The sequence below is a fragment of the Paracoccus jeotgali genome (assembly GCF_002865605.1).
Classification (GTDB): Bacteria; Pseudomonadota; Alphaproteobacteria; order Rhodobacterales; family Rhodobacteraceae; genus Paracoccus; species Paracoccus jeotgali.
In genome coordinates, this window is the sequence record NZ_CP025583.1 from 756,636 (window position 1) to 780,933 (window position 24,298).

At 67.8% G+C, this 24,298-nt stretch carries 23 protein-coding genes, 1 tRNA gene and 1 pseudogene; 10 read left to right on the top strand and 15 right to left on the bottom strand.

Annotated elements, in window-relative coordinates:
* The first annotated feature begins 28 nt into the window (after positions 1–28).
* On the top strand, positions 29–922 hold the full coding sequence (locus tag CYR75_RS03815; RefSeq protein ID WP_101500856.1) for an aldo/keto reductase: 894 nt from the start codon (positions 29–31) through the stop codon (positions 920–922).
* A gap of 94 nt (positions 923–1,016) precedes the next feature.
* Positions 1,017–1,508: a flavin reductase family protein gene (locus tag CYR75_RS03820; protein ID WP_101500857.1), complete on the top strand. Its 492-nt coding sequence runs from the start codon at positions 1,017–1,019 to the stop codon at positions 1,506–1,508.
* A gap of 46 nt (positions 1,509–1,554) precedes the next feature.
* Here CYR75_RS03820 and CYR75_RS03825 read toward each other — a convergent pair whose 3' ends face one another.
* From CYR75_RS03825 to CYR75_RS03835, 4 genes are read right to left on the bottom strand one after another with little or no spacing between them, the layout of a single operon-like run.
* A complete protein-coding gene (locus CYR75_RS03825) occupies positions 1,555–3,027 on the bottom strand; it encodes a carboxypeptidase M32 (protein WP_101498914.1) in 1,473 nt (490 codons plus the stop codon).
* Positions 3,024–4,172 (bottom strand): heme A synthase, encoded by a 1,149-nt coding sequence (gene ctaA / locus CYR75_RS03830; RefSeq protein WP_101498915.1) that lies wholly within the window; start codon positions 4,170–4,172, stop codon positions 3,024–3,026. The genes CYR75_RS03825 and ctaA overlap by 4 nt, the downstream gene beginning before the upstream one ends.
* Before the next feature lie 42 nt (positions 4,173–4,214).
* Complete coding sequence (locus CYR75_RS15945; RefSeq protein WP_158644565.1) at positions 4,215–4,706, bottom strand: hypothetical protein; 492 nt, start codon at positions 4,704–4,706, stop codon at positions 4,215–4,217.
* Entirely contained in the window at positions 4,699–5,313 is a 615-nt protein-coding gene (locus CYR75_RS03835; RefSeq protein ID WP_101498916.1) for a DUF5671 domain-containing protein, read from the bottom strand. The genes CYR75_RS15945 and CYR75_RS03835 overlap by 8 nt, the downstream gene beginning before the upstream one ends.
* A gap of 152 nt (positions 5,314–5,465) precedes the next feature.
* Between CYR75_RS03835 and CYR75_RS03840 the strand changes: the two genes are divergently transcribed.
* A tRNA-Gly gene (locus CYR75_RS03840) sits at positions 5,466–5,540 on the top strand.
* Between the two features lie 129 nt (positions 5,541–5,669).
* On the opposite strand, the gene CYR75_RS03845 is transcribed toward CYR75_RS03840, so the two are convergent.
* The gene (locus tag CYR75_RS03845) at positions 5,670–5,918 is read right to left on the bottom strand and encodes a BolA family protein (protein ID WP_101498917.1); all 249 of its coding nucleotides are present in this window, start codon (positions 5,916–5,918) and stop codon (positions 5,670–5,672) included.
* A gap of 67 nt (positions 5,919–5,985) precedes the next feature.
* Between CYR75_RS03845 and CYR75_RS03850 the strand changes: the two genes are divergently transcribed.
* The gene (locus CYR75_RS03850) at positions 5,986–6,615 is read left to right on the top strand and encodes a J domain-containing protein (RefSeq protein ID WP_101498918.1); all 630 of its coding nucleotides are present in this window, start codon (positions 5,986–5,988) and stop codon (positions 6,613–6,615) included.
* Between the two features lie 10 nt (positions 6,616–6,625).
* Here CYR75_RS03850 and CYR75_RS03855 read toward each other — a convergent pair whose 3' ends face one another.
* The 4 genes and pseudogenes from CYR75_RS03855 to CYR75_RS03870 form a co-directional block, all read right to left on the bottom strand.
* A complete protein-coding gene (locus CYR75_RS03855) occupies positions 6,626–7,687 on the bottom strand; it encodes an AI-2E family transporter (RefSeq protein ID WP_225972826.1) in 1,062 nt (353 codons plus the stop codon).
* Positions 7,688–7,877: 190 nt separating this feature from the next.
* Positions 7,878–10,538: pseudogene (gyrA, locus tag CYR75_RS03860) on the bottom strand (DNA gyrase subunit A); the annotation flags it as partial.
* A 169-nt stretch (positions 10,539–10,707) separates the two neighbouring features.
* Positions 10,708–11,190: a disulfide bond formation protein B gene (locus CYR75_RS03865; protein ID WP_101498919.1), complete on the bottom strand. Its 483-nt coding sequence runs from the start codon at positions 11,188–11,190 to the stop codon at positions 10,708–10,710.
* The gene (locus CYR75_RS03870; protein ID WP_101498920.1) at positions 11,187–11,765 is read right to left on the bottom strand and encodes a YqaA family protein; all 579 of its coding nucleotides are present in this window, start codon (positions 11,763–11,765) and stop codon (positions 11,187–11,189) included. Before CYR75_RS03870 ends, CYR75_RS03865 begins: the two co-directional genes overlap by 4 nt.
* Before the next feature lie 137 nt (positions 11,766–11,902).
* Here CYR75_RS03870 and ypfJ point away from each other — a divergent pair, with 137 nt between their 5' ends.
* Positions 11,903–12,748 carry a KPN_02809 family neutral zinc metallopeptidase gene (gene ypfJ / locus CYR75_RS03875; RefSeq protein WP_101498921.1) on the top strand — a complete coding sequence of 282 codons (846 nt, stop codon included), beginning with the start codon at positions 11,903–11,905 and terminating at the stop codon, positions 12,746–12,748.
* Positions 12,749–12,764: 16 nt separating this feature from the next.
* On the opposite strand, the gene CYR75_RS16205 is transcribed toward ypfJ, so the two are convergent.
* The gene (locus CYR75_RS16205; protein WP_192876679.1) at positions 12,765–12,941 is read right to left on the bottom strand and encodes a hypothetical protein; all 177 of its coding nucleotides are present in this window, start codon (positions 12,939–12,941) and stop codon (positions 12,765–12,767) included.
* 52 nt (positions 12,942–12,993) lie between these two features.
* Between CYR75_RS16205 and CYR75_RS03885 the strand changes: the two genes are divergently transcribed.
* On the top strand, positions 12,994–13,473 hold the full coding sequence (locus CYR75_RS03885; protein ID WP_101498923.1) for a type II toxin-antitoxin system RatA family toxin: 480 nt from the start codon (positions 12,994–12,996) through the stop codon (positions 13,471–13,473).
* A gap of 20 nt (positions 13,474–13,493) precedes the next feature.
* On the opposite strand, the gene CYR75_RS03890 is transcribed toward CYR75_RS03885, so the two are convergent.
* Positions 13,494–14,633: an NAD(P)/FAD-dependent oxidoreductase gene (locus tag CYR75_RS03890; protein WP_225972827.1), complete on the bottom strand. Its 1,140-nt coding sequence runs from the start codon at positions 14,631–14,633 to the stop codon at positions 13,494–13,496.
* A 178-nt stretch (positions 14,634–14,811) separates the two neighbouring features.
* Here CYR75_RS03890 and CYR75_RS03895 point away from each other — a divergent pair, with 178 nt between their 5' ends.
* The 3 genes from CYR75_RS03895 (at position 14,812) to CYR75_RS03905 (ending at position 19,298) form a co-directional block, all read left to right on the top strand.
* The gene (locus CYR75_RS03895; protein WP_101498925.1) at positions 14,812–15,783 is read left to right on the top strand and encodes a TAXI family TRAP transporter solute-binding subunit; all 972 of its coding nucleotides are present in this window, start codon (positions 14,812–14,814) and stop codon (positions 15,781–15,783) included.
* Positions 15,784–16,057: 274 nt separating this feature from the next.
* Positions 16,058–18,856 (top strand): TRAP transporter permease, encoded by a 2,799-nt coding sequence (locus tag CYR75_RS03900; protein ID WP_101500860.1) that lies wholly within the window; start codon positions 16,058–16,060, stop codon positions 18,854–18,856.
* Positions 18,857–18,872: 16 nt separating this feature from the next.
* A complete protein-coding gene (locus CYR75_RS03905) occupies positions 18,873–19,298 on the top strand; it encodes a universal stress protein (protein ID WP_101498926.1) in 426 nt (141 codons plus the stop codon).
* 109 nt (positions 19,299–19,407) lie between these two features.
* Here CYR75_RS03905 and CYR75_RS03910 read toward each other — a convergent pair whose 3' ends face one another.
* The 3 genes from CYR75_RS03910 to trpA form a co-directional block, all read right to left on the bottom strand.
* The gene (locus CYR75_RS03910) at positions 19,408–19,977 is read right to left on the bottom strand and encodes a hypothetical protein (RefSeq protein WP_101498927.1); all 570 of its coding nucleotides are present in this window, start codon (positions 19,975–19,977) and stop codon (positions 19,408–19,410) included.
* A gap of 72 nt (positions 19,978–20,049) precedes the next feature.
* On the bottom strand, positions 20,050–20,796 hold the full coding sequence (locus CYR75_RS03915; RefSeq protein WP_101498928.1) for a molecular chaperone DjiA: 747 nt from the start codon (positions 20,794–20,796) through the stop codon (positions 20,050–20,052).
* Between the two features lie 110 nt (positions 20,797–20,906).
* The gene (trpA, locus tag CYR75_RS03920; RefSeq protein ID WP_101498929.1) at positions 20,907–21,704 is read right to left on the bottom strand and encodes a tryptophan synthase subunit alpha; all 798 of its coding nucleotides are present in this window, start codon (positions 21,702–21,704) and stop codon (positions 20,907–20,909) included.
* A gap of 124 nt (positions 21,705–21,828) precedes the next feature.
* Between trpA and CYR75_RS03925 the strand changes: the two genes are divergently transcribed.
* Positions 21,829–23,142 carry a GH1 family beta-glucosidase gene (locus CYR75_RS03925; RefSeq protein WP_101498930.1) on the top strand — a complete coding sequence of 438 codons (1,314 nt, stop codon included), beginning with the start codon at positions 21,829–21,831 and terminating at the stop codon, positions 23,140–23,142.
* Here the strand turns inward: CYR75_RS03925 and CYR75_RS03930 are convergent.
* On the bottom strand, positions 23,132–24,271 hold the full coding sequence (locus CYR75_RS03930) for an amidohydrolase (RefSeq protein WP_101498931.1): 1,140 nt from the start codon (positions 24,269–24,271) through the stop codon (positions 23,132–23,134). The genes CYR75_RS03925 and CYR75_RS03930 overlap by 11 nt on opposite strands.
* Between the last annotated feature and the right edge of the window lie 27 nt (positions 24,272–24,298).

Below are 24,298 nucleotides of genomic sequence, written 5' to 3' on the forward strand. Positions count from 1 at the left end.
GCTCAGGGTGGCAGGCAGGCCGATGCAGATGAACCGCTTTCAGATCGCCGACGGGGTCTCGCTCAGCCGCATCGCCTATGGCATGTCGCGCATGGCCGAGGCCGAGGATACCGGCCCCGGCGCGGTTCTGGGGCGGCTGGACGCCTGTCTGGGGCAGGGGATCACGACACTCGATCAGGCCGACATCTACGGCGATTACCGGGCCGAGGCGATGCTGGGCGCCGCTTTCGCGCAGCGTCCCGGCCTGCGCGACAGTTTCGAAATCGTGACCAAAGCCGGCGTGGTGATGCCGGGCGGCCGCGTGGCCGGGGCGCGGCTGCGCTATTACGATACCTCGCGCGCCCATATCCTCGCCTCGGTCGAGGCGAGCCTGAAGGCGCTGCGGACGGACCGCGTCGATCTGCTGCTGATCCACCGGCCCGATCCGCTGATGGACCCGGCCGAGACCGGTGCGGTGCTGGACGATCTGGTGCGGACCGGCAAGGCCCGCGCGGTCGGCGTGTCGAATTTCCAGCCCCACGACATGGCCCTGCTGCAGGACCACATGGTCCAGCCGCTGGTCGTGAACCAGATCGAGATCTCGCTGGCCGCGCCAGAGCCGGTGACCAATGGCGAACTGGCCTATCAGCAGCGCGCCGGCATGGTGCCGATGGCCTGGTCGCCGCTGGCGGGGGGCGCGCTGTTCGCGGGTGCGCGCCCGGCGCTGCTGGCCGTGCTGCGCGAGATGGCGGCCGAGAAGGACTGCGATATCGCGGCCCTCGCGGTGGCCTGGCTGCTGGCCCACCCGGCGGGCATCGTGCCGGTGATGGGCACCAACCGGCTGGAACGGATCGCGCGGCTGACCGATGCGCTGCAGGTCTCGCTGGACCGGCAGGACTGGTTCACGCTTTATGCCGCCGCCGTCGGCCACGAGGTGCCATGACCGCCGCGGCATCAAAGGGCCGCGACCTGTGACCGACAACCGCCGACCGACGCGGCCCGACCCGCGTCCGACCCCGATCCTGACCCGAGGCGCCATGACCAAATTCACCCCCGATCACCGCAACGCCCGCGCCTTTCGCGACGCGCTTGGCAGCTTTGCGACCGGCGTCACCATCGTCACCATCGCCAGCCCCGCGGGGCCGCAGGGGGTGACGGTCAACAGCTTTACCTCGGTTTCTCTGGCGCCGCCGCTGATCCTGTGGTCGCCGGGCAAGTTCTCGCGCCGGCATCACCTGTTCGCCCGCGCGCCGCAGTTCAGCGTGCATGTGCTGGCCGAGGATCAGAAACACCTCGCCGACCGCTTCACCCGCGGCGGGGCGCAGTTCGAGGGGCTGGCGCATGATCTGTCACCCGAGGGCGTGCCACAGATCCCCGGCACGCTGACGCGGTTCGATTGCAGTCTAGAGACGGTGCATGACGCGGGCGATCATTCGCTGGTCATCGGCCGCGTGCTGCGGGTCGCCACCACGCCGGGCCAGCCGTTGATCATCGCGCAGGGGCAATGGGGCCGGCTGGACCCGTATTGAGGGCGCGCGATCGGGGCCGGACCTGCCGACCCCGGTGAGATAGCGCCTACAACGAATAGATATCGCTGAACTTTTCTTCCAGATAGCTCAGCAGCGGCTCGGGCGTGACGACGCCGTTGCTGGCCTCTTCGATCAGCGTGGGCGCCGGGATCAGGCTGCCGTGGCGGTGGATGTTCTCGCGCAGCCATTCCACGGCGGGCGTCGCATCGCCGCGCCGCAGCGCCTCGTCCAGATCGGGCAGCGCCGCGCGCATGGCGCGGTTCAGGCAGCCCGCATAGACATTGCCAAGCGCATAGGTCGGGAAATACCCGAACATGCCCACCGACCAATGCACATCCTGCAACACCCCGTTCGACGGCCGGTCGACCGCCATGCCGAAATCGCGCAGGAAGCGGGCATTCCACGCCTCTTCCAGATCCTCGGCAGCCAGACGGCCGGTGATCAGGTCGCGTTCCAGATCGAAGCGCATCATGATGTGCAGGTTATACTGCACCTCGTCGGATTCGGTGCGGATATAGCCGGGCGCCACGCGGTTCACGCTGGCATAGAAGCTGTCGGGATCGTCGATGTTCAGCCCGTCAAAGGCGTCCGACATGCGGTGGAACAGCCATTCGGTGAAGGCACGCGAGCGGCCGATCTGGTTCTCGGCGATCCGCGACTGCGATTCGTGGACGCCCACCGACACGCCGCGTCCCAGCACGGTAAAGGCGTGGTCGCTGTCGATGCCCAGCTCGTAATTGCTGTGCCCGACCTCGTGGATGGTCGAATAGAGGCAGTTGAACGGGTCCGAGGGCACCACCCGCGTCGTCACCCGGCTGTCCTGCCAGCGGCCCGAGCTGAAGGGATGCACGGCCAGATCCATCCGCCCGCGCGACCAGTCATAGCCGAAGGCGGTGGCGCATTGCCGCGCCAGCCGCATCTGCGTTTCCGGCGGAAACTGCCCGTCCAGCTGCGGGGGCTGGTGATCGGCGCCCATGACATCGTCGCGCAGTTGCACCAGACGCGGCCGCATGGCGGAAAAGATCGAGGCGATCTGGGCGGCAGTGCTGCCCGGCTCGTAATCCTCGAGCAGCGCGTCATAGGCGTCGCCGCCATCGGCCAGCGCCGCGGCCTCTTCGCGCTTGAGCATCAGGATTTCCGACAGCGTCGGCAGGAAGGCCGAGACGTCCTCATCCGCGCGGGCCTCGGCCCAGATGCCCTGACCCAGCGAGGTGATCCGCGCCAGCTCGGTCGCCAGCCGCGCCGGGATGCGGGTCTGGCGGCGATAATCGCGGCCGATCAACTCCAGCATGCGGCTGTCTTCCTCGTCCTCGGGCTCGGCCCGGTCCAGCCACTCGCTGATGCGGGGATCGGTGCGGCGCTCGTGCAGGACCGACTCGATGGCGGCCATTTCCTCGGCCCGCTGCTCGGTCGCGCCGCGTGGCATCACCGTTTCCTGGTCCCAGCCCAGCCGTTCGGCAATCGAGGACAGCGCCTCGGTCGTGCTCTGAAAGTTCATCAGTGCGTCGAAATCGCTCATATCGCGGCCTTTCGGATCGAGGTCTGGTGAGGATAGCGCGCATGGTGCCGGGCGCGCAGGATCAGCACGAACAGCACAACGGCGCCAAACTGATGCCCAAGCGCCAGGCCAAGCGGCGCGGCGTGGATGATGGTCAGGATGCCCAGCCCGATCTGGGCCGCGACCGCCACCAGCATGACAGCGAATGCGCCCCGTGTCACCTTGTGGGGCGAGCGGCGGGCGCGCAGGAAGACGACGACGGCGAAGATCGCCAGCAGATAGGCGACCATGCGGTGGGTGAACTGCACGAAGGCCGGGTTCTCGAACAGGTTGCGCCAGCCAAGGGCGCTGTCCCACAGCGCGGCCGGGATCCACTCGCCGCCCATCCGCGGCCAGCCGGTATATTCGCGCCCGGCGTCGATGCCGGCGACCAGGGCGCCCAGCAGGATCTGGAGAAAGGACAGGTGCATCAGCCCGGTGGACATGGAAAACAGCTTGCCCTCGCCCGCGCGCCTCGCCCGCAGCAGCTCCGCCTCGGACCGCGAGAGGTCCATCGCATACCATGCGATCAGCCCGAGGATCGAGAAGGCGAGGCCCAGATGGACGGCCAGCCGATAGCTGGCGACATGGGTCAGCGCGGTGGTGGCGACGCCTGAATGGACCATCCACCAGCCGATGGCGCCCTGCAATCCGCCCAGCACGCCCAGCCCCAGCAGGCGCGGCGTCCAGCCGTTCGGGATGCGCCTGGTCGCCCAGAAGGCCACGAAGCCCACCGCCCAGACCAGCCCGATCAACCGGCCCAGCAGGCGGTGCGACCACTCCCACCAATAGATCCATTTGAAGCCGGCCAGATCCATGTCGGAATTGAGCTGGCTGTATTGCGGGATCTGCTTGTAGGCGTCGAACTCGGCCTGCCACTCGGCGGCGTTCAGCGGGGGCAGGGTGCCGGTCACCGGCTTCCATTCGACGATGGACAGCCCCGATCCGGTCAGCCTTGTCGCCCCGCCAAGCGCGATCATCGCGGCGACAAGGATGAAGATCAGCACCAGCCAGGCGCGGATCGCCCGCCGCGCGCCTTTCGGCGCGGCATCTATCAGCCCGCCCGCGACCGGGGCCGGGCGCGGCGTGTCAACGGTGACGTCCTGAAAAACCGGGCGTTTGGCCATAAGCACTTTACCTGTGACATGCGGAAATAGGTTGTCAGCCTGTTACCCAATCGGCGCCGTGCCGTCCAGCCGGTCAGGGTGCCGCAGGTTGGGGCGCAGGCTGGGCCGGGGCCGGGGTGGCAGTGGCGGCCTCGGCCGGAAGCGAGCCCAGCACGCAACCGCTGCGGGCGTCGAAATCGCCGGGATAGTCAGGCAGGCGGTCGGGCTGCGCCAGCTCGAAGGTCGCGCAGACGCGCCAGTGCCGGGCGTCGATCCGCTCATAGCGATAGGCCGCGCCGGTATAGGGGTCGGCCAGCGGCGGTGGTTCCGGGCAGTAAGGCGCGGGGGCGGGGTGTCGGGCAGGCGGCCCAGCCCCTCGGCCAGGCAGGCGATATGGGCGCTGATCTGGCGCAGATCGGACAGGCGGTTCAGGTCGCGCTTTTCCATGCGGGCCTGCATCGGTCCGCCGCCGATGACCAGCCCCGCGATCACCGCCAGCACCGCGCAGACCGCGATCGTGGCCGCCGCGTATCCCCGGGCCTGAATCCTAATCATTGGCCTCGTCCCGGTAATAGGCAAGGATCAGCCCCGCCACCGCCGCGACGATGGCGGATTTGAGCGCGAAGCGAAGCGTGATCTCGCCATCCAGCAGCGCATAGATCGTCACCACGGCATCGCCCAGCAGCGTCAACACCGCGATCAGCAGCGTGATGGCGGCAAACCACCGCCGCACCAGCGACCGCCCCGCCGCCTGCGCAGCGCTCCGCCGCTGCGCCATGCGGTTCAGGATCAGGAAGACCGGCGTGAAGGTGATCAGCACCGCCATCGGCCAGCGCAGGCCTGCGCCCGGCAGATAGGGCCGCTCGCCCGGTTCAGGCCAAAGGATCTCGACCAGCCGAAAGCCGATCTGGACCAGATGCGACGCCAGCATCCCCAGCGAGACGAAAAGCAGCCCGTATAGCAGCGCCTCGCGCGCCGAGACATAGGGCCGTGGCCGCGGCACCGGGGGCAGGCCGCGCAGCACCAGCCAGCCCGCCAGCGCGTCGGCGCGCTCGCGCTCGGCCCAGCCAGCGGCGGCCAGCGCGGCGTCGATTCCCGCCGGATCGGCCCCGCTCGCCAGGGCGCGGCGGATGAAGTCATGGATCAGCGCGCTCGGCTGCATGGTTTCCCCCTGTGCCGCCGGATCAGGCCCAAAGCGCCACCGGCTGACAAGCGAAAAACTTTCCCGAAAGGGGATTTTTCCGCTTGCACCCATCGGCGGGACGACCTAAATCACCGCTCACCGGCGCGAGACAGCGTCGGGATGAAACGGATGCGGGCGTAGCTCAGGGGTAGAGCATAACCTTGCCAAGGTTAGGGTCGTGAGTTCGAATCTCATCGCCCGCTCCAGTTTCACAGGTCAAAAGCCGGGCATCGCCCGGTTTTTCGCATTTGGGGCGATAAGTGCCTCTGCGCCAGCGGGCCGCGTGGCAGTCCGGTCCGGTGGCGCTGACAGACAGGAGGGGCTGACGCCCTAGCCTAATCCTCGATCTCGATGGCCAGCGCATGGATGCGCGGCACGATGTCGCCCAGGCTGCGATGGATCAGCCGGTGCCGCTCGACCCGGGACAGCGGTTTCAGGGCGGGCGCGGCGATGCGGATGCGGAAATGCGTCTGCCCGCCCTCGCGCCAGCCGGAATGGCCGCGATGCTGCTCGCTGTCGTCGATCACCTCGAGCCGGGTCGGCTGAAGCACCTGCAGGCTGTCGCGAATCTCGTCGGCAATCATTCTGGCCCCCTTACATCCTGTTTGAAATAGCTTAGACTGCCGGCCCCAAGCAGAACAAGGCATGGAAATGAGCAGCCAAGACCCATTCGGATTCGACCTCTCGGCCAAATCGGACAAGAAGCGCCGCACGCGCGGGCGGCGCGGCATGACCGGGGCGTTTGAAACCTCGACCCGCGTCTGCGAGCGTGAGGGCTGCGAGGCGCCGGGCCAGTACCGGGCCCCGAAGAATCCGCGCAACCTCGACGACTATTTCTGGTTCTGCAAGGAACATGTCCGCGAATACAACCAGAACTGGAACTATTTCCAGGGCCAGTCGGAAGAGGAATTCCAGGCGTTTCTGGACAATGCGACGGTCTGGGAACGTCCGACCAAGCCCTTTGGCCGCGCGGCGCAGGAACAGGCCTGGGCCCGGCACGGCGTGTCAGACCCGCTGGAGATCCTGGGCGCGAACGGCACCGATCCGTCGGTCCGGGCCGCCACCGCACGCCGCAAGCTGCCGCCGACGGAACGCCGCGCGCTGGACATCCTCGAGGCGCAGGAAAGCTGGACCCGAACCCAGATCCGCAAGCAATACAAGGCCTTGGTAAAGGTTCTTCACCCGGACATGAACGGCGGCGACCGTTCGGACGAAGAGCGTCTGTCCGAGGTCGTCTGGGCCTGGGACCAGATCAAGGAAAGCCGCCACTTCAAAGAGTGAGCGGCCGCGCCTAGTCGGTCAGCCCGTCATCCGGGTGCCCCTCGCGCGAGAGCATGACCGCGACCGGCCGCAGCCAAGGTATATGCGCGCAGACGATCATCACCGCGACCATGATCGGCACCGCCAGAAACATCCCCGGAATCCCCCAGATCGCGCCCCAGAAGGCCAGCGACAGGATGATGCCAAAGCTGGACAGCCGCAGCGTCTGACCCAGCAGCATCGGGTCTATGACATTGCCGATGGCGAACTGCACCAGCGAGCAGGCAATGGCGATGAAGGCGGTCGTCCCCAGATCGCCGGTCAGCACATAAGCCAGCACGACCGAGATCAGCGTCGCCACGATGGACCCGACCGAGGGCAGGAAGTTCAGGATGAAGGTCAGCAGCGCCACCGGCCCCGCCAGCGGCAGCAGCGCCAGCGTGAAGATCACCCAGACGCAGGCCGCCGTCGCCGCGCTGACCAGCGTCTTGACCACCAGATAGCGGTTCACCCGGCGCATGATCGAGGTGATGATCTTGCGGACCCGCAGCGCGGCCTCTTTATCGTGGTCGAGCAGGCTTTCCACCTTCAGCGGAAACCACGCCCGTTCCGCGAACATGAAACCCACGAACAGAAAGATCAGCACCGCCGCCGACAGCAGGTTCGACGCGCTGCCCGCCGCCGTCCGCATCCAGCCGGTCAGGTTGAAGTTGCGGATCGCGGTGTCCACCGTCTGCTGCGCCTCTGGCCCCAGCCATTCCAGCAGCGCCGGCAGCGCCGCCTGCATCTGTTCCGCATAGATGATCGAGGTCGTCACCACCTCGTTGATCTGGCTGACCACCGTGGCCGAGGCCCATAACAGCCCGCTGCCGATCCCGATGAGCGCCAGCGTCGTCGCCAGCCAGTTCGGCACCCGGCGCCGGGCGATGGCCCCGATGGCGTCCGAGGTCAGCGAGAAGATGATGATCGCCACCGCAAGGCAGATCAGCATGAACCGCGCCTGAACCAGCAGGAACAGCAGCAGGGCAAAGGCGATGATGCCAAGAAAGCCGGTTTGCAGCCGTTCCCGCAGCAGTTCGTTCTGTGTCTGCACCCGTGGTCCTCGTCTCAGGCTTTGGCGGCTCAGGCTTCGGCGGATCAGGCGTTGGCGTCAGGTCCGGGCATCACGTCTCGGAATCGGGGGTGCCGGTATCCGGGGTCGGGCTGTCCGGGGCTTGGCTGTCCGGGGCTTGGCTGTCCGGGGTCTGGATGTCGGCGGATCCGGCGTCCTGATCGACCTCATCCTCGCCCTGATCGGCGATCCGTGCAACGGAAACGACGGTCTCGCCCGGCGCGGTGTTGAAGACCCTGACCCCGCCGGCAGAGCGCGAGCGGAAGCTGATGCCATCGACCGGCACCCGGATCGACTGACCGGTTGAGGTCGCCAGCATGATCTGGTCATGCGGCTCGACCGGGAAAGAGGCCACCAGATCACCGCCGCGCATCGCCCGGTCCATCGCCATGACGCCCTGACCGCCGCGACCGCGCACCGGATAGCCGTGGCTGGAGCTGATCTTGCCGGCCCCCTTGGCGGTGATGGTCAGGATCAGATCCTCGGCCGCGGACATCTGGGCATAACGCTTGGGCGTGATGCTGGCTTCAAGGACGTTGTCCTCGTCCTCATCCGCCTCGGCGCCGTCATCAAGCGCCCCGGCAACGGCGCGGCGCATCTTGAGGTAGGCGGCGCGTTCGGCCGGGTCGGTCTGGAAGTGGCGGATCACCGACATGCTGACCACGCGGTCGCCCGGCGCCAGACGGATGCCGCGCACGCCGGTCGAATTGCGGCTCTGGAAGACGCGGATATCGGTCGAGGGGAAGCGGATGGCGCGGCCGGCGGCGGTGACCAGCATCACGTCATCGTCATCGGTCGCCATGCGCACACCGATCAGGCTGACGCCCTCGGGCAGCTTCATGGCGATCTTGCCGTTGCGCATGATGTTGGTGAAGTCGGACAGCGCGTTGCGCCGGACCTCGCCGCCGTCGGTGGCGAAGATCACCTGATAGCGGTCCCATTCGCTTTCCGGCGCGTCCATCGGCAGCAGTGCGGCGATGGATGTGCCGCTGCTGATCGGCAGGATGTTGATCAGCGCCTTGCCCTTGGCCGTGCGCCCGCCAAGCGGCAGGCGCCAAGTCTTGAGGCGATAGACCATGCCGTCGGTGGTGAAGAACAGCAGTTCGGTATGGGTGTTGGCGACGAACAGTGTGGTGACGACGTCGTCTTCCTTGGTGGCCATGCCCGACAGTCCCTTGCCGCCCCGCTTTTGCGAGCGGAACTCGGCCAGCGCCGTGCGCTTGATATAGCCGCCCGAGGTGATGGTGACGACCATGTCCTCGCGCTCGATCAGGTCCTCGTCATCCAGATCCCCGGCCCAGTCGAGGATCTCGGTCCGGCGCGGCACCGCGAACAGCTCGCGCACCTCGCGCAGCTCGTCCGAGATGATCGCCATGATCCGCTCGCGCGAGGCGAGGATGTCCAGATAGTCGCGGATGTTGTCGGCCAGCGCCTGCAGCTCGTTGGTGATCTCCTGCACGCCAAGCTGGGTCAGGCGTTGCAGGCGCAGATCGAGGATCGCGCGGGCCTGAGTCTCGGACAGGTTATAGGTGCCGTCCTCGTTCACCGGGTGGCGCGGGTCGTCGATCAGGCGCAGATATTCAAGGATCGAATGCGCGGGCCAGCGCCGCGTCATCAGCCGTTCGCGCGCCTCGGCGGCATCGGACGAGGCGCGGATGGTGGCCACGACCTCGTCGACATTGCTGACGGCGACGGCCAGACCGCACAGCACATGGCTGCGCTCGCGCGCCTTGCGCAGCTCGTAAGCCGTGCGGCGTGCGACAACTTCCTCGCGGAAGGTAATGAAATAGGTCAGAAAATCGCGCAGGGTCAACTGCTCGGGCCGGCCGCCGTTCAGGGCCAGCATGTTGGCGCCGAAGGTGCTTTGCATGGGCGTGAAGCGGTAAAGCTGGTTCAGCACCACCTCGGGCGTGGTATCGCGCTTCAGCTCGATGACGACGCGGACGCCGTGGCGGTCGGATTCGTCCTGCACATGCGCGATGCCCTCGATCCGGCGTTCCTTGGCCAGTTCGGCAATCTTTTCGATCATCGTGGCCTTGTTCACCTGATAGGGGATCTCGTCCAGCACGATGGCGAAGCGGTCCTTGCGCAGCTCCTCGATCCGGGTGCGGGCGCGCATGACGACCGAGCCGCGGCCCTCCAGATAGGCCTTGCGGATGCCCGAGCGGCCTAGGATCGTGGCGCCGGTGGGGAAATCGGGGCCGGGAATGATCTCCATCAGCCGCTCGGTCGGCAGGTCGGGGTCCTCGATCAGCGCCAGCGTGCCGTCGATCACCTCGCCCAGATTGTGCGGCGGGATGTTGGTCGCCATGCCGACGGCGATGCCGCCCGCGCCATTGACCAGCATGTTGGGAAAGCGCGCCGGCAGCACCGCCGGTTCGCGGTCCTTGCCGTCATAGTTGTCCTGAAAATCGACGGTGTCCTTGTCGATATCGGCCAGCAGGAAATCGGCCGGCCGCGCCATCCGCACCTCGGTATAGCGCATGGCCGCCGCCGGGTCGCCGTCCATCGAGCCGAAATTGCCCTGTCCGTCCAGCAGCGGCAGCGACATCGAGAAGTCCTGCGCCATCCGCACCAGCGAGTCATAGATCGCGCTGTCGCCATGCGGGTGGTATTTCCCCATCACCTCGCCCACCGGCCGAGCCGATTTCCGATAGGGCTTGTCATAGGTGTTGTTCGTCTCGCTCATCGCGAACAGGATGCGCCGGTGCACCGGCTTCAGCCCGTCGCGCAGATCGGGAATGGCGCGGCTGACGATGACCGACATCGCATAGTCGAGATAGCTCGACCGCATCTCTTCGGTGATGCTGATCTGCGGGCCGTCATGATGCATCACGACACGCGCCGGTTCGCTGTCCTCGTCGCCGTTCGGACCTTCGCCGGTCAGTTCCAGATCGTCGTCTTCGGGGGTGTCAGCCACGTCTTGCGCCTCAATATCTTGTTGTGCTGCGGTATAGCACCTACGCAGGCTTGGGTGCAACGCAAACCGGGCCGGGGGCGGCCTAGCTGCGGATGCCGCGCCCGCTGGCCGCCATGAGCCACATCGCGGTCAGCACCGCCGAGGCGAGGGCGTTCCACGCGGCCATGGTCAGGCCCAGGAAATACCATTGCGGCTGATCGCAGCGCACCACCGGCGCCGATTGCAGATGCGCCATCAGATCCTCGGTCGACAGCCGCAGCATCGCGTCCATCCCGCCCGAACAGGCGGCAGGCCCCGGCCACCAGCCGGCCTCGACCCCGGTGTGATAGACGGCCAGCCCGCAGGCGATGGCGGCGGCAATGGCGCCCGCCCAACGCAGCAAGCGGCTGTCGGTCACGATCAGGCCCAGCCCGATCACCGCCGCCGCCAGATGCGGCCAGCGTTGCAGGATGCACAGCTCGCAAGGCGCATAGCCGATCATCTGAAAGCCAAGGGCCGCGATCAGCAGCAGCGCCGATCCGGCGGCGGCGGTCTGGGCAAGCTGGCGGGGGGTCAGTCGGATCACAGGAATTTCACCACATAGAAGCCACCCAGCAGGGCGGTCAGGAACAGCGCGAACATAAGGCCAAGCCGCCGCTCGATGAAATCACGGATCGGTGCGCCGAAGCGATAGAGCAGCCAGGCCACCAGCAGAAACCGCCCGGCGCGGGCGATGATGGTGGTCAGGATGAACAGCGGCAGGGGCAGGGCGACCGCACCTGAAAACAGCGTGATGACCTTGAAGGGGAAGGGGGTCAGCCCGGCGAACAGCACCGCCCAGGCGCCCCAGGCCTCGAACCGCGCGGCGAGGGTGGCGAACTGCCCCTCCTTCCCATAGGTGGCGAGGATGGCGTGCCCGATCGTGTCCATGAAGGCCGCGCCGATCCAATAGCCGAACAGCGCCCCCAGCACCGAACCTGCCGCGCCCACCAACGCGATCCGCGCCCAACGCGAGCGCGCGGCCAGCACCATCGGGATGATCAGCACATCGGGCGGGATCGGAAAGAACGAGCTTTCGACGAAGGCCACGAGGAACAGCGCCAGCATGGCGTCGGGCCGGGCGGCCAGCCCCATGGTCCAGTCGTAGAGCCGTCTGAGCATCGCGCCATTCCCGCCGCGCCGGGGTGGCGCGGTGCCCCAAATGAACCGCGATCAGGGAACCGTCAAGGCTGCCCGGGCCTTGTCGTGATGACCGGCCGGCGCAGTCGCGCGGCAGATTGAGGATGGAGAGTTCGGCGATGCAGTGGCGAGGACGGCGGGGCAGCAGCAATATCGAGGATCGGCGCGGCATGACCACCGGCGGCGCGGGCGGCATCGGGATCGTGGGGATGCTCGCGGTGCTGGCCTTCGGCTATTTCTTCGGCATCGACATCTCGCCCATGGTCTCGGACGTGTCGCAGCAGCCGACCACCGGCGAGCCGCGCGAGCTGACCGCCGAGGAACGCGAGATCGGGCAATTCGTCTCGGTCATCCTGGCCGAGACCGAGGATGTGTTCGGCCAAAGCGTGCGCGAACAGGCCGGGCAGGATTACCGCGACCCGCAGATGGTGCTGTATTCCGGCGTGACCCGCTCGGCCTGCGGGGGCGCGTCCTCGCAGATGGGGCCGTTCTATTGCCCGGTCGATCAAAAGGTCTATCTGGACACCGATTTCTTTCGGGTGATGGATCAGAAGATGGGCGCGGGCGGCGATCTGGCGGCGGCCTATGTCATCGCGCACGAGGTCGGCCACCACGTCCAGAACCAGCTGGGCATCCTGCCGCGCGTCACCCAGATGCGCCAGCAGGCGACCAAGCGCGATTCGAACTATCTGTCAGTGTTGACGGAATTGCAGGCGGATTGTTTCGCGGGGATGTGGGCCAGGAACTCGGCGCAGGATCTGCGCATCGACCGCCGCGACCTGGCCGAGGCGATGGACGCCGCCGCCGCCGTGGGCGATGACGCGCTGATGCAAAGCGCCGGACGCGCGGCGGTGCCGGATGCCTTCACGCATGGCTCGTCGGCGGATCGGCAGGAATGGTTCATGCGCGGCTTTGACGGCGGGACGCTGGCCTCCTGCAACACCTTCAAGGCGGCGGGGCTTTAGGGGGCGCGCGGCCCCGCTACCATCTGCCGCGGCCACGCTCCAGCGTCGCCCAATCCGGCCACCAGCCCAGCTTTTCCAGCGCCAGCATCGCCAGACCTGCCGCGATGATCCCGAAAACCAGCTTGATCCGGCGCGGTCCGGGCGGGTTTCGCACCCAGCGCGACGCCCGTATCAGCCAAGTCAGGTTGTTCACCTCTGCCCCCTGCGTTATGTGCGGCCAGACTTGCCAGACCACGGATGCCATTTTGCCCCATCGTTCCGAGACGCGCAAACTGCCCTATACCGCGCAGCAGATGTATGACCTGGTCGCGGATGTGTCGCGTTACCCCGAATTCCTGCCCTGGAACAGTGCCGCCCGCATCCGCGCGCGCCAGCAGCGCGACGACGGCGCCGAGGTGATCGAGGCCGATCTGGTGATCTCGTTCAAGGTCTTCCGCGAGCGGTTCGGCAGCCGCGTGACCCTGTGGCCCGAGGCGCTGAAGATCGACACCGAATATCTGGACGGCCCGTTCCGGCATCTGCATTCCGGCTGGGCCTTTCGTGACCTGCCCGATGACGACCCCGCCGCACCCGGCTGCGAGGTCGATTTCTTCGTCGATTTCGAGTTCCGCAACGCGCTGCTGGCCCGCTTGATCGGCGTCGTCTTCGACGAGGCGATGTCGCGCATCGTCCGCGCCTTCGAAACCCGCGCCCGCAACCTGTACGGGGCGCCCGCCGCCCGCTGACGGGGCGCCGGGCGGGAACCTCAGGCGGTGCGGAACCGCTTGGGCGAGAAGCTGGCCAGCACCTCGTCCGACACCGGCGAGGGCTGACCCAGCACGCCCGCCGCGCTCAGCGCGGCCAGCGCGGGCGCAGTCTGGATGCCGGTGCCACCCTGACCGGCCAGCCACCAGAAACCCGTGGCGTCGGGATCGAAGCCCACCACCGGCGCCAGATCCGGGGCAAAGCTGCGCAGCCCCGCCCATGACCGCTCGACCCGCGTGACCTCATAGGTGACGTCCTGGCTGAAGCGGTCCAGCCCCTCGGCCAGTTCCATGTCGTCCGACCACGCGTCGCAGGGGTCGGACGGCACCGCATCGCTGGGGCTGAACATCAGCTTGCCGGCCTCGGGCTTGATATACCAGCGGTCGGCAGCGTTCACGACCATCGGCCATGTCTCGACATCGTGACCGGCAGGGGCGGGCAGGATTGCGGCGTTGCGGCGACGCGGCACCAGCCCGACCGGCGCCAGACCCGCCAGGCCGGCCACCTGATCGGCCCAGGCGCCGGCGGCGTTGACCAGCACCGGGGCCTCGAATGTGCCTTTCGGCGTCTCGACCCGCCACGTCCCGCCCTGATGGGTGATCGCGGTGACCGGGGCGCCGGTCTCGATCCGGCCGCCGTTGCGGCGCAGCATCTTGGCGTAACCCTGCAACAGCAGATCGGTGTCGATGGCCTGCGCGCCGCGTTCGATGGCGGCGTGGACCGCCGCCTCGGGTCGCAGGATGGGGCACAGTTGCAGCGCCTCTTCGGTGGTGACCCGGTCCATGCCCTCGGCATCGCGCAGATAGCGTTCCAGATGCTCGGCCTCGTCGGCGCGGGCGACATGAAGCTCTCCCCTCGGGGTCAGAAGGGGCTGGTCGGAGATGCCTTCGGGGTTTTCGAACACCGCCTCGGCGATCTCGTTCAGGCGGGCGACGGCGGGGCCGCCGTAATTGCGGATGAACATCGCGGCCGAGCGGCCGGTCGTGTGATGGCCGATCATGCTTTCCGATTCGAGCAGCGTGACCTGCGCCCCCGACGCGATCAGCGCCCCCGCCGATACCCCGGCAATGCCGCCGCCAATGATGATGACATCCGATTTCATCTCGTCCCCGTTCCTGTCCGACCTGTCCGCGCTGTCCATGCGCCGCCACCTGCGGCCCGGCGCCGAGGCGCAGGTTGGCATGACCCAAGGCCGGTCGGCAATAGCTTGCGACAGCCCCGGTTTCCGGCGCGAAAGATGCGATGCAGCGGGCGGAAAACTTGCACTTTTGCGCGGGATGTCGAATGCTGCCCCCATTGAACCAACTGGGAGACAACAGATGAAGATCATCAAGACCTTCACCGCCGCCTTCACCCTGGCCGCGCTCGCCACCGCCGCGCAGGCCGCGGAAGAGCGTTTCATCACCATCGGCACCGGCGGCCAGACCGGCGTCTATTACGTCGTCGGCCAGTCGATCTGCCGCCTCGTGAACCGCGACACCGCCGAAACCGGCATCAAATGCACCGCGCCCTCGACCGGGGGATCGGTGGCCAACGTCAACGCCATTCAGGCCGGCGACATGACCATGGGCGTGGCCCAGTCCGACATCCAGCACCACGCCTATAACGGCTCGTCCGAGGATTTCGCCGGCGACAAGAAGTTCGAGGACATCCGCGCGGTATTCTCGGTCCATCCCGAGCCCTTCACCGTGGTCGCGCGCAAGGATGCCAATATCGGCAGCTTCGACGACCTCAAGGGCAAGCGCGTCAATGTCGGCAACCCCGGCTCCGGCCAGCGTGCCACGATGGAAGTCGTGCTGGACGCCAAGGGCTGGTCGATGAACGATTTTTCGCTGGCATCCGAACTGAAGCCCGCCGAACAATCCGCCGCGCTGGGTGACAACAAGGTGGACGCCATCGTCTATACCGTCGGCCACCCCAACGGCTCGATCCAGGAAGCCACCTCGACGGTCGAGGCCAATCTGGTCCCGGTCAACGGCCCCGAAATCGACAAGCTGGTCGAGGACAACCCCTTCTATGCCAAGGCGATCATCCCCGGCGGCATGTATGCGGGCAATGACGACGACGTCGAGACCTTCGGCGTCAAGGCGACCTTCGTGACCTCGGCCGATGTGCCGGACGATGTGGTCTATGAGGTCGTGAAGGCGGTCTTCGACAATTTCGACCGCTTCAAGGGTCTGCACCCGGCCTTCGCCAACCTCGAACCCGAGGCGATGGTGAATGAAGGCAACTCGGCCCCGCTGCACCCGGGCGCCGAGAAATACTACCGCGAACAGGGCTGGTTGCAGTAAGACGCGGCCCTGCGGATGCGTCGGGGCGTGAGAGCGCCCCGACCTGAAACCGACTGGACGGCTCTGCTCTTGCGGCGGGGCCGTTTTTTGTAAAGACTGAAATAAAACCGCCATGATGCGGTCGCGATGGACCAGCGTCGCAGCACGGCAAGGATGCGAAAACCGAAAACAGGGGGGACGCCAGATGACACAGGACAACGATCCGACCGGCGGCCCGACCGGCGATCCCCAACCCGGCGCCACGCCGCCCCGCAAGCGGCGCGAGGACTGGCAGATGGACGCCGCCGCGGTCGAGAACGCGGCCTCGGGCGCGGGCGGGCTGTCGCAGGCCGAGATCGACGAACTCGTCGCCTCGTCCGACACCGGCGCGCGCACGCCGCCGGGCTGGGTCGGGCGGCTGATCCTGATCGTCGCCTTCTGCTGGTCGCTGTTCCAGATCTGGATCGCCTCGCCCCTGCCCTTCATGGTCAATTGGGGCATCCTGAACGATACCGAGACGCGGTCCATCCACCTCGCCTTCGCGATGTTCCTGGCCTATCTGGCCTATCCCGCCGAACGCTCGCCGGTGCAGATGGTGCTGGCGATCGGCGTGCCGGTGTTTCTGGCACTTTTGTTCATCAACGGCGCACCGCCCGGCAATGCGTGGTGGATCGGCCTTGTCGCCGCCATGCTGGTCGGGGCGATCCTGCTGGGCAGCCCGAAAAGCCGCATCCCGCCATGGGAGTGGGTGCTGGCCATCGCCTCGGTCGGGGCGGCGCTGTATATCTATATCTTCTACCGCGAGATCAGCGGCCGGGTCGGCGCGCCCATCCGGCAGGATTTCGTTTTTGCCGTGATCGGCCTGCTGCTGCTGCTCGAGGCCACGCGCCGCTCGCTTGGCCCGGCGCTGATGATCGTGGCGACGGTGTTTCTGGCCTACAGCTTCCTTGGCCCCTACATGCCCGACATCATCGCGCACAAGGGCAACTCGCTGTCCGAGGTGGTCAACCACCAGTGGATCACGACCGAGGGCGTGTTCGGGATCGCGCTGGGCGTCTCGACCTCCTTCGTGTTCCTGTTCGTGCTGTTCGGCGCGCTGCTGGACAAGGCCGGGGCCGGTAACTACTTCATTCAGGTGGCGTTTTCGCTGATGGGCCACATGCGCGGCGGACCGGCCAAGGCGGCTGTCGTATCCAGCGCCATGACGGGCCTGATTTCCGGCTCGTCCATCGCCAACGTCGTCACCACCGGCACCTTCACCATCCCGCTGATGAAGCGCGTGGGCTTTTCCGCCGAACGCGCCGGTGCGGTCGAGGTGGCGTCATCCGTCAACGGCCAGATCATGCCGCCGGTCATGGGGGCCGCGGCCTTCCTGATGGTCGAATATGTCGGCATCCCCTATTTCGACGTCGTCAAGCACGCGGTGCTGCCGGCCTCGATCAGCTATATCGCCCTGGTCTATATCGTCCATCTCGAGGCCATGAAGGCCGGGATGGAGGGTCTGCCCCGCGCCTATGTGCCGGGGCCGTGGATGCGGCGACTGGTCGGCTTCGTCTTCGGCGTGCTGGTGCTGTCGGCGCTGTCGATGCTGGTCTATTACGGCATGGGCTGGGTGCGGCCGACCGTTGGCGGCGCGGCGGGTTATGTCATCTTTGCCGCGCTGACGGCCGCCTATATCGGGCTGATGTGGGTCGGCTCGCGCGAGATCCCGCTGCGGATCGACGACCCCAACGCCGAAATCACCGAACTGCCGCTGCCCGGACCGACGGTCCGCTCGGGGCTGCACTATATCCTGCCCGTGGTGGTGCTGGTCTGGGCGCTGATGATCGACCGGCTGTCGCCCGGCCTCTCGGCCTTCTGGGCGACCGCGTTCATGATCTTCATCCTGCTGACCCAGCGGCCGCTGATGCTGATGCTGCGCGGGCAGGACCAGATGGGCGAACGCCGCATGGGCGCCGCCCTGCGCGGTGGGGTGAACGATCTGGTCGATGGCATGATCTCGGGCGCGCGCAACATGATCGGCATCGGCATCGCCACCGCGACCGCCGGCATCATCGTGGGCGCGGTCAGCCAGACCGGCGTCGGCTCGGCACTGGCCGATGTGGTCGAGGTGCTGTCGGGCGGCAACCTGCTGGCGATCCTGCTGCTGACGGCGGTGCTGTCGCTGATCCTGGGGATGGGGCTGCCGACGACCGCCAACTATATCGTCGTCTCGGCGCTGCTTGCGCCGGTGATCGTGACGCTGGGGCAGCAGAACGGCCTGCTGGTGCCGCTGATCGCGGTGCATCTGTTCGTCTTCTATTTCGGGATCATGGCCGATGTGACGCCGCCGGTGGGGCTGGCGAGTTTCGCCGCCGCCGCCGTGTCGGGCGGCGACCCGATCAAGACCGGGGTGGTGGCCTTCTTCTACAGTCTGCGGACGGCCGCGCTGCCCTTCCTGTTCATCTTCAACACCGACCTGCTGCTGATCGACGTGACATGGCTGCAGGGCATCTTCGTCTTCATCACCGCCACCATCGCCATGCTGCTGTTCGCGGCGGCGACGCAGGGCTGGTTCCTGACCCGCAGCAACATCCTGGAAAGCGCGCTGCTGCTGCTGATCGCCTTCAGCATCTTCCGGCCCGGCTTCTGGATGGACATGGTCGCGCCGCCCTGGGACGACCGCCCACCCGCCGAACTGGTGCAGGCGCTGGCCGAGGCGCCGGTGGGCGAGCCCTTCCGGCTCGAGGTGGCGGGGCTGAACGATATCGGCAACCCGGTCACCTTCCGCGTCCAGATGCCCGTCCCCGAGGGCGCCACCGGCGAAGAACGGCTGCAGGCGCTTGGCGTCGATGTGATCCAGAACGGGGCCGAGGTGGTGATCGACAACGTCGCCTTCGACAGCCCGGCGCAGAAGGCGGGGCTGGACTGGGATCAGACGGTGACGCTGGTGCGCCTGCCGGCCGAGACGCCGTCGAAATACTGGATGTTCATTCCCGCCTTCCTGCTGCTGGCGGTGGTGGTCTGGCTGCAACGCCGTCGCATCGGTCCCGAAGACGGCGGCACCGGCGCGGTCCGTGACCCCGCACCCATTCAGCCCCGCGCCGCGGGCTGAGGAAAAAGGAAACCCCATGTTCAAGACCATCCTTCTGCCGGTCGACATCCAGCACGAGATCAGCTGGCGCGAGGCGCTGCCCAAGGCGGTGGCGCTGCTCGCGCCCGGCGGTACGCTGCATGTGCTGGGGGTCGTCCACGATGTCGGTAGCGCCTGGGTCGCCAGCTATCTGCCGAGCGGATACGAGAAACGCGCCCTGAACGAGATGAAGTCGCAGCTGAACGCCCTGGTCGCGCGCGAGCTGCCCGACCTGCCCAACGTCGCCACCCATGTCGGCTATGGCCATGTGGCCGAGACCATCATCGAGAACGCGACCAAGGTCGGCGCCGACCTGATCCTGATGTCCTCGCAACGCCCGGACGAGATGCGGACCTTCCGCGTCGGCTCGCAGGGCGACAAGGTCGTGCGCCACTCGCCGATCAGCGTGCTGGTGTTGCGGTAGGGGGGAGAGCGGGCTGCCCGAGCGGCGGCTGCGGCTTGGGCACCCTTGGCTGAGGGGAGAAGGCTGCGCGGTTCCGCTTGAACCTGTCGCGCTGGCGCTGCGCGGAAGGCTACAGATCCGTCTGCGGCACGCCCGGCGTCGGCTGCGGGACCGTCCGCTCCGGCTCGGCGGGCGGCGCGTCGGGGTCTCGTTTCTGCGGCAGGAAGCGCTGCAACTCGTCCATCGGCGGGGGCGGCGGGGCATCGGCGCGGCGGCGGATGATGATGTCGCCATTGGGCAGCCGCTCGGGGCGCTCGTAATTGCCGATATCGTCCATCATCTTGCCGAGTTCATCGAAGGCCGGCGCGAATTCGTTCATGGTCGAGGCAAGCTCGTCCCCGATCCCCTCGATATGCGGTTGCAGGCGGCGGAACATGTCGCTCATCAGCCGGTCGAGGGGGCTGTCGTCCCGATCGCGCGCGGTGGGCGGCAGGGCGAGGCGGTCGCGCGGCTGGGTCTGCTGGCTGTCAGGGGGCGGCGCGTCCTGTTTCGGCATCTGCCAGCCCTGTGCGCCCGCAGCGCTTGCGACAATCACCGCGCCGGCCATCAGCGCCGCGAACAGCAGCCCGTGACTATGCCCGACACGGCTGACCGCCGCGCGGCTGTGAAGAACGATTCTCGACTGACTTCGCTGTGTCATGCTGACCCCGCCATGCTCTGAACAGAACCGCCGCCGCGCGGTTCCGGTTCCGGTCACGCGCCCGAAGGTGGGTCAATGCGCCGTCCGCATCCCGGCCTTGTGGGCGTCGCGCAGGCGCTGCCAGGCGTCGTTGATGGCGCGGGTGCGGGCCTCGGCCAGGCGGATCGCCTCTTTCGGCAGGCCGGCGGCGATGGCGCGGTCGGGGTGATGCTCGCGCAGCAATTCGCGCCAGCGGCTGCGGGCCTGCGCCAAGGGCGCATCCTCGGGCACGCCCAGCACGATATGGGGCGGGATGACCCGCTGCGGATCGTGGCGGGCAAGGATCACCTGCGCCCGGTCCTGCGGAATTGCAAAGATGCGGGCGATGTCGTCCAGCATGGCGCGCTCGGCCTCGTGCAGGGCGGCGTCGGCGCTGGCGACGATGACCAGCCCCTCCAGCACGTTTTCCAGCACCGGATCGCCCGGCGGGAACATCCGCGCCACGCGCCGCGCCCAGGCGTCGAAGCCGGCCACATCCTGCCGCGCCAGATCGAAGACGCGGGCCGCATTCTTTTCCTCGGATCGCGGGATGGTGAAGACGCGCCGGAAGGCCGCGACCTCGGACCGGTCGACGCGGCCATCCGCCTTGGCCATTTTCGCGCCGAGCGCGATGACCGCGATGGTGAAGGCCACCGATTTTTCCGGCGGCACCGCCGCCCGCCGGGCACCGACAAACGCCGCCATGCGGTCGACGATCCGCTGCCAGAAGCTGCGCGGCCTTGGCAGATCGGGCGCCGGTCGGGGCAGCGACGGCAGGACGGGAAGGGACTGGTCGGTCATGGCGGAATGCTAGCGGCTTTCAGACCCGCCCGCCAGCACCCAAGGCGGGCGCAGGGGGGTCCGCAGCGGCAGGTTCACCGCCGCCTCACGCGCTTGTCACCGGGGCGGGATCAGCCGCGATGGGCGCCTTCGGCAAGACTGCGCACGAAGGCCAGCACCTCGTCCACGGGCTGCCCTTCGCCGATGCGCTTGACGATGGCAGAGCCGACGACGCAGCCATCCGCGATGCCCGCAATCGCCTCGGCCGCCTCGGGCGTGGCGATGCCGAAACCGACCACGACCGGCAGGCCGGCGGCCTTGCGGATGCGGGCCACCTCGGGCGCGATGGTCGCGGCATCGGCGGCCGCCCCCCCGGTGATGCCGGTGACCGAGACGTAATACACGAAACCCGACGTGTTCGCGAGCACGGCCGGCAGGCGCTTGTCGTCGGTGGTGGGCGTGGCCAGACGGATGAAGTTCAGCCCGGCTTCCTGCGCGGGCAGGCACAGCTCGGCATCTTCCTCGGGCGGCAGATCGACGATGATCAGCCCGTCGATCCCGGCCTCGACTGCGTCGGTCAGGAATTGCTGCACCCCGCCCGGACGGCCGAAGACGACATTGTAATAGCCCATCAGCACGATCGGCGTGGTGTCGTTCTGCTGGCGGAAGGCGCGCACCAGATCCAGCGTCGCGGTGACACCGCCGCCTGCCGCCAGCGCGCGGTGACCGGCGGCCTCGATGGTGGGGCCGTCGGCCATGGGGTCGGTGAAGGGCAGGCCCAGCTCGATGATGTCCACGCCCGCCTCGGGCAGACCGGCGAGGATCCGGGCCGAGGTCGCCGGATCGGGGTCGCCTGCCATCACATAGCTGACAAAGGCTTTCTGCTGCGCCTGACGCAGGCGGGCAAAGGTGGCGTCGATTCGGCTCATGCTGCTCTCCCGTTCGTTGGGGCGGGGTTAGCCCGCTGGCGGGCCGGGATCAATCCGGGGATTGGCCCGGGCGCCGCGGGGGCCTAGGAATGGCGGGCAGAGGGACACGCGAAAGGGGCCGCCGGTGCTGACACGCAAGGACTTTCCGCCCGGCTTCCGCTTTGGGGTCGCGACCGCCGCCTATCAGATCGAGGGCAGCAGCTTCGGCGGCGCGGGGCCGTGCCACTGGGACAGCTTTGCGGCCACGCCCGGCAACACCGCCGGCGGCAGCGACGGGTCGCGGGCCTGCGACCATTACCACCGCTGGCCGGGCGATCTGGACCTGGTGCGCGACGGCAATTTCGACAGCTACCGATTCTCGACAAGCTGGGCGCGGGTGATGCCGGACGGGGTCAACGTCCATCCCGAGGGGCTCGATTTCTATGACCGGCTGGTCGATGGCATGGTGGCGCGCGGGATCGCGCCGGTGCTGACGCTGTATCACTGGGACCTGCCCTCGGCGCTGTCGCTTCAGGGCGGCTGGTGCCACCGCGACATCGCCGAGCGTTTCGCCGATTATGCCTGCGCCGTCATGGCCCGGCTGGGCGACCGGATCGAGATGACCGCGACCCTGAACGAGCCGTGGTGCATCGCCTGGCTGTCGCATTTCCTGGGCAAGCACGCGCCGGGGCTGCGCGACATCCGCGCCACCGCCCATGCCTCGCATTATTGCCTGCTGGCCCATGCCACGGCCCTGCAGGCGCTGCGCGCCGACGGGCATGGCAATCTGGGCATCGTGCTGAATTTCGAGACCGCGCACCCGGCCAGCCGCAGCACCGCCGACATGGCCGCCGCCGCCCGGCGGGACGCGATCTATAACCGCTGGTTTCTGGACGCGGTGACCGGGGCCGGCTATCCGGCGCTGGCGCTGGACGGGCTGGGGCCGCATATGCCGGCGGGCTGGCAGGACGACATGGCGCTGATCGCCGCGCCGCTGGACTGGCTGGGGGTGAATTACTACACCCGCTCGATCCTGCGTGGGTCGGACGAGCTGTGGCCGTCGTTCAAATTCGTGCCCGGCCCGCTGCCCAAGACCGGCATCGGCTGGGAGATCCGGCCCGAGGGGCTGACCGAGTTCCTGCTGCGCGCCGCCGCCGCCGCCCCGCACCTGCCGTTATATGTGACCGAAAACGGCATGGCCGGGCTGGAGAGCCAGAAATGCGGCATAGTGGACGACACGACGCGGCAGGGTTTCATCCGCGATCACCTGCAGGCGGCGCTGGACGCGATCAAGGCCGGGGTCGATCTGCGCGGTTTCTACCAATGGTCGCTTCTGGACAATTACGAATGGGCGCTGGGTTACGGGCCGCGCTTCGGGCTGGTGCATGTCGATTACACCACCCAGATCCGCACGCCGAAGGTCTCGTATCACATGCTGCGCGAGGCGCTCAGCCGGTAAGCCGCCGGGCCAGCGCGTGAAACAGCGTGACCGACGGCGCGATCAGATCGTCCGGAAAGTCGTAATCCTGCGCGTGCAGCGGGGGGCGGTCGGCGCCCGCGCCCAGAAAGATCATCGCGCAGCGCCCGCGCGATCCAAAGCGGCCGAAATCCTCGGAGGCGCGCAGCGGCAGATCGGCGTCCGAAAGCTGGAACCCCGCCGCGCGGGCGGCCTCGCCCATCAGCGCCGTCGCCTGCGGGTCGTTGACCGAGGCGGCGAAATCGTCCTGCCAGTCGAAATCCACCGCAAGCCCCCGGTCAACGGCGGCGTCGCGGACAATCCCCATGGCCTGCTGCCGCAGATCGGCCATCCCCTCATCGGTGCTGGTCCGCAGCGTGGCCCAGATCTCGGCCTCGCCCGGTGTGATCCCGAAGGCGGGGACGCCCATCGACAGATGGGTGATGGTGACCAGCCGATAGGCTGCCTCGCCCGGCGACCCCCGCGACAGCGCCAGCAGGGCGGGCAGGATCGCGGCTAGGGCCAGCGTCGGCGTGCGCGCCTTTTCCGGCTCGGACGCGTGGGCGGTGGCGCCGGTCAGCCGCGCCCGCATCCCGACCGAGGCGCAGTTCATCACCCCTGCCTGCAACCGCGCCTGTCCCTGCGCGAGGCCCGGATAGTTGTGGATCGCAAAGCCGTAATCAAATGCGGGCAGCTGGGCATCGGCCAGCATGGCGGCGGCCCCGCTGCCATCCTCTTCCGCGGGCTGGAACAGCAGCCAGACCACGCCGCGCTGCGGGCGTTGACGCGACAGCAGCCGCCCCAGCCCCAGCACGCCGCAGATATGCCCGTCATGGCCGCACAGATGCGCCACCCCCGGCACGGTCGAGCGGTGGGGCAGGCCGTCCGCCTCGGTGATCGGCAGGGCGTCAAGTTCGGCCCGGAACATGACCGATGGGCCGGGTTCGGCACCGCGAAACGCCGCCAGAACGCCGGTGCCGCCGATGCCGGTCCACAACTCATCCGCGCCCAGATCGCGCAGCAGGCCCGCCACGCGGGCGGCGGTGCGATGCTCGGACCCGGACAGTTCCGGGTAGCGGTGCAGGTCGCGCCGCAGATCGGTCAGTTCGGCGATGTCGGCATTGGTCAGCATGTTTCCGACATGACATGCGCGCCCGGT

Coding starts and splice junctions, on each gene's coding strand:
- CYR75_RS15945 (WP_158644565.1), bottom strand. CDS start 4,706: ATGATTAGGATTCAGGCCCGGGGATACGCGGCGGCCACGATCGCGGTC.
- CYR75_RS03845 (WP_101498917.1), bottom strand. CDS start 5,918: ATGATTGCCGACGAGATTCGCGACAGCCTGCAGGTGCTTCAGCCGACC.
- CYR75_RS03870 (WP_101498920.1), bottom strand. CDS start 11,765: ATGCTCAGACGGCTCTACGACTGGACCATGGGGCTGGCCGCCCGGCCC.
- CYR75_RS03890 (WP_225972827.1), bottom strand. CDS start 14,633: ATGGACAGCGCGGACAGGTCGGACAGGAACGGGGACGAGATGAAATCG.
- ctaA (WP_101498915.1), bottom strand. CDS start 4,172: ATGGCCAAACGCCCGGTTTTTCAGGACGTCACCGTTGACACGCCGCGC.
- CYR75_RS03815 (WP_101500856.1), top strand. CDS start 29: ATGAACCGCTTTCAGATCGCCGACGGGGTCTCGCTCAGCCGCATCGCC.
- CYR75_RS03930 (WP_101498931.1), bottom strand. CDS start 24,271: ATGCTGACCAATGCCGACATCGCCGAACTGACCGATCTGCGGCGCGAC.
- CYR75_RS03850 (WP_101498918.1), top strand. CDS start 5,986: ATGAGCAGCCAAGACCCATTCGGATTCGACCTCTCGGCCAAATCGGAC.
- CYR75_RS03900 (WP_101500860.1), top strand. CDS start 16,058: ATGGACGCCGCCGCGGTCGAGAACGCGGCCTCGGGCGCGGGCGGGCTG.
- CYR75_RS03895 (WP_101498925.1), top strand. CDS start 14,812: ATGAAGATCATCAAGACCTTCACCGCCGCCTTCACCCTGGCCGCGCTC.
- CYR75_RS03910 (WP_101498927.1), bottom strand. CDS start 19,977: ATGACACAGCGAAGTCAGTCGAGAATCGTTCTTCACAGCCGCGCGGCG.
- trpA (WP_101498929.1), bottom strand. CDS start 21,704: ATGAGCCGAATCGACGCCACCTTTGCCCGCCTGCGTCAGGCGCAGCAG.
- CYR75_RS03820 (WP_101500857.1), top strand. CDS start 1,017: ATGACCAAATTCACCCCCGATCACCGCAACGCCCGCGCCTTTCGCGAC.
- CYR75_RS03825 (WP_101498914.1), bottom strand. CDS start 3,027: ATGAGCGATTTCGACGCACTGATGAACTTTCAGAGCACGACCGAGGCG.
- CYR75_RS03905 (WP_101498926.1), top strand. CDS start 18,873: ATGTTCAAGACCATCCTTCTGCCGGTCGACATCCAGCACGAGATCAGC.
- CYR75_RS03915 (WP_101498928.1), bottom strand. CDS start 20,796: ATGACCGACCAGTCCCTTCCCGTCCTGCCGTCGCTGCCCCGACCGGCG.
- ypfJ (WP_101498921.1), top strand. CDS start 11,903: ATGCAGTGGCGAGGACGGCGGGGCAGCAGCAATATCGAGGATCGGCGC.
- CYR75_RS03835 (WP_101498916.1), bottom strand. CDS start 5,313: ATGCAGCCGAGCGCGCTGATCCATGACTTCATCCGCCGCGCCCTGGCG.